This window comes from Sphingobium indicum BiD32 (genome assembly GCF_000382885.1).
Taxonomy (GTDB): Bacteria; Pseudomonadota; Alphaproteobacteria; order Sphingomonadales; family Sphingomonadaceae; genus Sphingobium; species Sphingobium japonicum_C.
Genome location: NZ_CAVK010000055.1, coordinates 73,987 through 79,986, shown reverse-complemented (window position 1 = coordinate 79,986; position 6,000 = coordinate 73,987). Strand labels below are relative to the sequence as shown.

At 60.3% G+C, this 6,000-nt stretch carries 8 protein-coding genes, 1 tRNA gene and 1 pseudogene; 4 read left to right on the top strand and 6 right to left on the bottom strand.

Translation table 11 applies throughout. The features are described 5' to 3' along the window. Positions 1-90: 90 nt before the first annotated feature. Genes arsB through EBBID32_RS05555 form a run of 4 tightly spaced genes read right to left on the bottom strand, consistent with a single transcriptional unit; the run spans position 91 to position 2,489 of the window. Positions 91-1,164 carry an ACR3 family arsenite efflux transporter gene (gene arsB, locus EBBID32_RS05570; protein ID WP_006952185.1) on the bottom strand — a complete coding sequence of 358 codons (1,074 nt, stop codon included), beginning with the start codon at positions 1,162-1,164 and terminating at the stop codon, positions 91-93. 13 nt (positions 1,165-1,177) lie between these two features. Beyond that, positions 1,178-1,606, bottom strand: coding sequence for an arsenate reductase (glutaredoxin) (arsC, locus tag EBBID32_RS05565; protein WP_006952184.1), 429 nt, complete (start codon positions 1,604-1,606; stop codon positions 1,178-1,180). Continuing rightward, positions 1,603-2,118: an arsenate reductase ArsC gene (locus EBBID32_RS05560; RefSeq protein ID WP_006952183.1), complete on the bottom strand. Its 516-nt coding sequence runs from the start codon at positions 2,116-2,118 to the stop codon at positions 1,603-1,605. The genes arsC and EBBID32_RS05560 overlap by 4 nt, the downstream gene beginning before the upstream one ends. An 8-nt stretch (positions 2,119-2,126) precedes the next feature. After that, positions 2,127-2,489, bottom strand: coding sequence for an ArsR/SmtB family transcription factor (locus tag EBBID32_RS05555; protein WP_006952181.1), 363 nt, complete (start codon positions 2,487-2,489; stop codon positions 2,127-2,129). A gap of 136 nt (positions 2,490-2,625) precedes the next feature. Between EBBID32_RS05555 and EBBID32_RS05550 the strand changes: the two genes are divergently transcribed. The 4 genes from EBBID32_RS05550 to EBBID32_RS05535 are packed head-to-tail and all read left to right on the top strand — an operon-like array spanning position 2,626 to position 5,308. Next, complete coding sequence (locus EBBID32_RS05550; protein WP_006952180.1) at positions 2,626-2,940, top strand: ArsR/SmtB family transcription factor; 315 nt, start codon at positions 2,626-2,628, stop codon at positions 2,938-2,940. 1 nt (position 2,941) lies between these two features. Then, positions 2,942-3,997, top strand: a complete 1,056-nt coding sequence (locus EBBID32_RS05545; RefSeq protein ID WP_006952179.1) for a permease — start codon at positions 2,942-2,944, stop codon at positions 3,995-3,997. A 14-nt stretch (positions 3,998-4,011) separates the two neighbouring features. After that, complete coding sequence (locus tag EBBID32_RS05540; RefSeq protein ID WP_006952177.1) at positions 4,012-4,248, top strand: thioredoxin family protein; 237 nt, start codon at positions 4,012-4,014, stop codon at positions 4,246-4,248. A gap of 4 nt (positions 4,249-4,252) precedes the next feature. Continuing rightward, positions 4,253-5,308: an ArsO family NAD(P)H-dependent flavin-containing monooxygenase gene (locus tag EBBID32_RS05535; protein WP_006952173.1), complete on the top strand. Its 1,056-nt coding sequence runs from the start codon at positions 4,253-4,255 to the stop codon at positions 5,306-5,308. Between the two features lie 174 nt (positions 5,309-5,482). Here EBBID32_RS05535 and EBBID32_RS23995 read toward each other — a convergent pair. Then, positions 5,483-5,550, bottom strand: a tRNA-OTHER gene (locus tag EBBID32_RS23995). 99 nt (positions 5,551-5,649) lie between these two features. Next, positions 5,650-5,952: pseudogene (locus EBBID32_RS05530) on the bottom strand (Na+/H+ antiporter NhaA); the annotation flags it as partial. Positions 5,953-6,000 lie beyond the last annotated feature (48 nt).

Sequence of the window (6,000 nt, the reverse complement as noted above, 5' to 3'; positions counted from 1 at the left end):
TTCTCAGTGCAACTCAACAGGCGAAGCAGCCCGCGATCTCGAAGACGGCGGCAGCAACAAAGATACCGAGCGCCGGAGCTGAAGCGATGTTCATCCCCGCGTATCTAATGGAACGCTGTCCGGGAACCAGCGTCGTCCGAACCAAAAGGCGACATTGACCAACAAGATAAGCACGGGCACCTCGACCAGCGGACCGATCACGGCCGCAAAGGCGACCGGCGAAGCCAGCCCGAAGGCGGCAATGGCCACAGCAATTGCCAGCTCGAAGTTGTTGCCCGCCGCCGTGAACGCCACTGCCGTCGTGCGCGGATAGTCACTGGCGATCAGCTTGCCCATGAGGAAGCTGATCGAGAACTGGACCACGAAATAGATCGTCAGCGGGATGGCGATACGGATGGTGTCGCCGGGGAGAGTCAGAATCTCGCCGCCCTTGAGGCTGAACATGGCGGTGATGGTGAACAGCAGCGCGACCAGCGTGATCGGTCCGATCTTCGGCAGAAAGGTGCGCTCATACCATTCATCGCCCTTGGCCTTCGCCAGCCATTTGCGGGTCAGGTATCCGGCAAGGAACGGGATGCCAAGATAGATCAGCACCGCTTGGCCAATCGTCCAGAAACTGACGTTGATGACGCTGCCTTCCAGCCCGAACAGCGGCGGCAGAAAGTCGAGGAAGAACCAGGCGTAGACGCTGAAGAACAGGATTTGGAAGATCGAGTTGAACGCGACCAGGGCAGCGACATATTGATTATCGCCCTTGGCGAGCTGGTTCCAGACGATGACCATGGCGATGCAGCGCGCGAGGCCGATCAGGATCAGCCCGGTCATGTATTCCGGCTTGTCCGAGAGGAATATAACCGCCAGTCCAAACATCAGCACAGGCCCGATGATCCAATTCTGGATCAGCGATATCGCCAGAACACGCTTGTCCTCGAACACGCGCGGCAGTTCCTCGTACCGGACGCGGGCGAGCGGCGGGTACATCATCAGGATCAGGCCGATGGCGATGGGAATGTTGGTGCTGCCCCATGACAGGCTATCGATGGTCTTAGGCAGGCCCTCGAATGTCGACCCCAGCCCGACGCCCAGCGCCATTGCGAGGAATATCCACAAGGTCAGATAGCGATCAAGGAACGACAGGCGTTCGCGCTTGGGCTGGGCGGTCATTGTCGTTCCTGCTTCAGCCGGCGACGCGATTGCCGGCGGCGTCGATGACCTGCTCGCCATCTTCCTTGACGAAAGCAGCGCGCTGGGCGGCAGGAATGAGGTCGAGGACCTCTTCCGACGGGCGGCACAGCTTTACGCCAAGCGGCGAGACCACCAGCGGGCGGTTGATCAGGATGGGATGTTCCATCATCGCGTCGATCAACTGCGCATCGGTGAGATCAGGATCGTCCAGGCCCAGTTCCGCATAGGGCGTGCCCTTTTCGCGCAGCAGCGCGCGTGGGGCGATGCCGGCCCGTTCGATCAGGGTTTCGAGCAAGGCGCGCGAAGGCGGTGTCTTGAGGTATTCGACAACGTGCGGCTCGATGTCCGCATTGCGGATCATGGCCAGCGTGTTGCGCGAGGTCCCGCATTCCGGGTTGTGATAGATTACGATGTCGGTCACGCGCTTGCTCCGCTGCTGGCACCTTCGGCCTTGCCAATTTCCTTGAGCTTCTGCTTCATCGCCATCTCGTCGATGCTGGCATGCGGCAATGTCAGGAACAGCGAGATGCGGTTAGTGAGGTAGCGCAAGGCCTGCAGAAAGGCGTCGCGCTGGCCTTCGCCCTCAACAGCTGCCGGGTCCTCGATGCCCCAATGGGCTGTCATGGGATGGCCGATCCACACGGGGCAGGCCTCGCCAGCGGCGCTGTCGCAAACCGTGAAGATGAAATCGAATTCCGGCGAACCGGGCTTGGAGAACTCACTCCAGCTTTTCGAATACATACCGGTGGTGTCATAGCCCATGCCGCTGAGCACCGAGAGCGCCATGGGATGAACCTCACCCTTGGGCTGGCTGCCAGCGCTCCAGGCCTTGAACCGGCCTGCGCCAAGCTTGTTCATCACCGCTTCGCCAAGGATAGAGCGGGCGCTGTTGCCGGTGCACAGGAACAGGACGTTGTAGATCTTGTCAGCCATTTGAAGCCTCAGGCGTCTTGGGGTTGGGATGGGTTACAGGCCAGATCTGCCATCAGATCGCCGCACATTTCCGGCGCGCCCTGGCAGCAGTCCTGCATCAGGAACAGAAGCAGACGGCGCATACCCGGATAGTCGGCGCGGTAATGGATCAGCCGGCTTTCGCGCTCCGACTGGACCAGCCCGGCACGTTCCAGCGTGGCAAGATGATGCGACATGGTGGAAGGCGGCACGCTTTGATGTTCGGCGATAGCGCCTGCGATCATGCCTTCGGGGCCAGCCTTGACCAGCATGCGGAACACCGAGAGCCGGGTTTCGTGCGCCAAGGCTCCAAGCGCATCGACAGCCCAGACCTGTGCGTTGAGATCGTCCATCCAATCCACCTTTCGAGAATGATGGAAATAGCTTTAGCTCTGGCCGAGTCAATCGACATTTCCAGAATCGTCAAACCATTTGTCGGCGTTGATCTGCGTCAAAGCGCATATGCGGCTTACGGCATATTCAGCGCTTATGGATATGCGCATCAATGACCTGCTGACTGCTCTGTCAGAACCAACGCGCCTGCGTGCCCTGCAAATCATCTGGGATGGCGATGAGCATTGTGTTTGCGAGTTGATGGACCGCCTGGGCGCTACCCAGTCACGAATGTCGCGGCATATGGCGCGGCTCAAAGTGGCGGGCCTGCTGACCGACCGGCGCGACGCGCAATGGGTGCGTTATCGCCGCAATCCCGATCTACCGGTGGCAACGGTGGCCATAGTTGATGCCATCCTTGCCGCACTGCCCGTGCCTGCTCCTGCACAATGCCAGAAAAAGGCTGCCTGATATGAACACCATTGCCGAAAGCTTGGGTCAGGCCCGCAAGTCGCAAGGGATTTGGTTTGCCGGGATCGCCATCTTCGTGACCGCCTGGTTTGTCCTCTACAACCAGTTGCTACCCTTCGCGCGGTGGTTGGTCACGCAGCTGCCGATTGCCCCCGGCAGTCATCTTGCTTCGTCGGTCGAGTTTTTCTTCTACGACACGCCCAAAGTGCTGATGCTGCTGACCTTGGTGGTGTTCGCGATGGGCGTGGTGCGCACCTTCTTCTCGCCCGAACGAACCCGCGCCCTGCTGGCGGGTAAGCGCGAAGGGCTGGGCAACATTGCCGCCGCGCACCTCGGTATTGTCACCCCATTCTGCTCCTGCTCGGCCGTGCCGCTGTTTGTCGGATTCGTGTCTGCTGGCGTGCCGCTCGGCGTCACCTTCTCGTTCCTGATCGCCGCACCGATGGTGAACGAGATTGCCCTTGGCCTGCTGTTTGCGCTGGTGGGCTGGAAAGTGGCGCTGACCTATCTCGCCTTCGGGCTGTCCATTGCCATCGTGTCGGGTTGGGTCATTGGCCGTCTGCATCTGGAAGGCTGGCTCGAACCCTGGGTGCGTGAAGTCCGCGCGGGCGCAGTCGATCTGGAAGACGAACATCTGACCTGGGTCGACCGGTTCGAAGCGGGTTGGGACGCGGTCAAGGAGATCGTCGGCAAGGTCTGGTACTGGATCATTGCCGGGATCGCTGCCGGTGCCTTCATCCATGGCTATGTGCCCGCCGAACTGCTTTCCAGCATCATGGGCGCGGATAGCTGGTGGTCGGTGCCTGCCGCAGTTCTTCTCGGCATCCCGATGTATTCCAATGCCGCCGGAATCATCCCAGTGATCGAGGCGCTACTCGGCAAGGGCGCCGCGCTCGGCACGGTGCTCGCCTTCATGATGTCGGTCATCGCCCTGTCGCTCCCCGAGATGATCATCCTGCGCAAGGTGCTCAGCCTTAAGCTCATCGCGGTTTTTGTTGCCGTGGTTGGCACCGGCATTCTTGGCGTGGGCTACCTGTTCAACGCTCTGTTCTCCTAAAAAGGATCAATCCCGTGAAAAACATCAAAGTGCTCGGCCCCGGCTGCAAGCGGTGCCAGACGACCGAAGACATGGTGAAGGCCGCTGCTGCCGCGCTCGGGATCGAGGCGTCGATCGAAAAGATCACCGACTACGCCGAGATGGCCAAGTACGGCATTGTCTCAACGCCGGGCATCGTGATCGACGGCAAAGTCGTCCATGCTGGCGGCTTGCCCAAGGAAGATGATCTCACGCGCTGGCTTCAGGCCTGAGTGCATGGAGACCCACGACATTGTCATTATCGGTGGTGGCCAGATGGGGCTGTCGCTGGGCTACTACCTCCACCGCGCCAAGGCTGATTTCCTGATCCTCGATGCCGAAGATGGTCCCGGCGGTGCCTGGCGGCATGGCTGGGAATCGTTGCGGCTGTTTTCGCCCGCGGGATACAGTTCACTGCCCGGATGGCTGATGCCTCCGCCGGGTCATGACGGCTATCCAACCCGTGATGATGTTCTGAGCTATCTGATCCGGTACGAGGAACGCTATCACCTGCCTGTTCGGCGACCGGCCAGAGTGACGAGAGTTCAGCGGGGCAGTGATCATCTGGAAATCGAGACCGCCTCAGAGCGATTGGCTGCACGGCATGTGGTCAGCGCAACGGGCACATGGTCGCAACCCTATATTCCCGACATGCCGGGCCGTGACCTGTTTCAGGGCGCGCAGGTCCATTCGGCCCACTATGTGCGGCCTGAGGACTTTGCCGGTCAGACGGTGCTGGTGGTCGGCGGCGGCAACAGCGGCGCGCAGATCATGGCCGAGGTTGCACCTGTTTCCCGCGCCCTCTGGGTTACGACCCAAGACCCTGTATTCCTGCCAGATGATGTCGATGGCCGCGTTCTGTTCGAACGCGCCGTCGCGCGGATGAAAGCAGGGCCGAGCGAGACACCGGTCGGAGGCATTGGCGATATCGTGATGGTGCCGCCGGTCAGGGAGGCACGCGGCCGAGGCGATCTGACGAGCGTTCGGCCGTTCGTGCGGATGACATCAACCGGTGTTGTCTGGCCTGATCGCTCGGAGATGAGGGTCGATGCGATCATTTGGTGCACGGGCTTCAGGCCCGCGCTTGAGCATCTGCGTTCGCTCGACATTGTCGAAGCTGACGGGCGCGTGCTTGTCGAGGACCAGCGGTCAGTCAAAGAGTCGCGATTGTGGCTGGCAGGATATGGCGATTGGACCGGGCCGGGATCAGCGACGTTGATGGGCGCGGCGCGCACTGCTCGCGACCTAACTTCAAGGATCGTGGAAGCGGAAGCGTTCGCGTCGCCCAGTTGATCGTCTGACAACCGATTCTCTAGCCGCTTACTGCGGGTTGCCGGTGACGCGATGCGAGAACCAAGAAAAAATCTTGGTGGCTGCCAGTGCTACCTAGAGAGCTACCTAGAAGTCAGGGACCTAGCCGATACCGGGTTTGCCAAGCCGGTATCAGGTTGATTTATAAGAGGAATTTGGTGGACGCACTTGGGCTCGAACCAAGGACCCGCTGATTAAGAGGACTCTTTCGTCCATATGCATCCACTCCCATCCAGATATGTCCTCCTTCCGCATTCTAAGCATCCCTCAGCTCAACTGCGATGGCGGAACCGCTGGTCGAGTTGTTGATCGTGCCGCTCTCATCAATAGTGCCGGTTCGAATCGAGCTGGGAGTTTATACCCGTTTCGATAGCGACGACGTCGCCGTCCTCGGCGATTTCCCTCTCGATCTCAGCTTCGGTGCGAGCGGCGTCGCCAGCTGGCTTTGCAAACCGCAGTATCAGAAAGCCAAGCAGTCCGGACAATAGCGACCCCGCTATCACGCCGAGCTTGGCTTCTTCGACCAAGACTGGTCTGCCCGCGAACGCAAGCATGCCGATGAACAAGCTCATCGTGAACCCGATGCCGCACAGGACAGCCAGGCCGTAAACCTGCGCCCACGATGCCCGCATGCTGTCCAAGCACATCGATGAATTTGCCGATCGTGATCTGTC

Coding starts and splice junctions, on each gene's coding strand:
- arsB (WP_006952185.1), bottom strand. CDS start 1,164: ATGACCGCCCAGCCCAAGCGCGAACGCCTGTCGTTCCTTGATCGCTAT.
- EBBID32_RS05560 (WP_006952183.1), bottom strand. CDS start 2,118: ATGGCTGACAAGATCTACAACGTCCTGTTCCTGTGCACCGGCAACAGC.
- EBBID32_RS05555 (WP_006952181.1), bottom strand. CDS start 2,489: ATGGACGATCTCAACGCACAGGTCTGGGCTGTCGATGCGCTTGGAGCC.
- EBBID32_RS05550 (WP_006952180.1), top strand. CDS start 2,626: ATGGATATGCGCATCAATGACCTGCTGACTGCTCTGTCAGAACCAACG.
- EBBID32_RS05545 (WP_006952179.1), top strand. CDS start 2,942: ATGAACACCATTGCCGAAAGCTTGGGTCAGGCCCGCAAGTCGCAAGGG.
- EBBID32_RS05535 (WP_006952173.1), top strand. CDS start 4,253: ATGGAGACCCACGACATTGTCATTATCGGTGGTGGCCAGATGGGGCTG.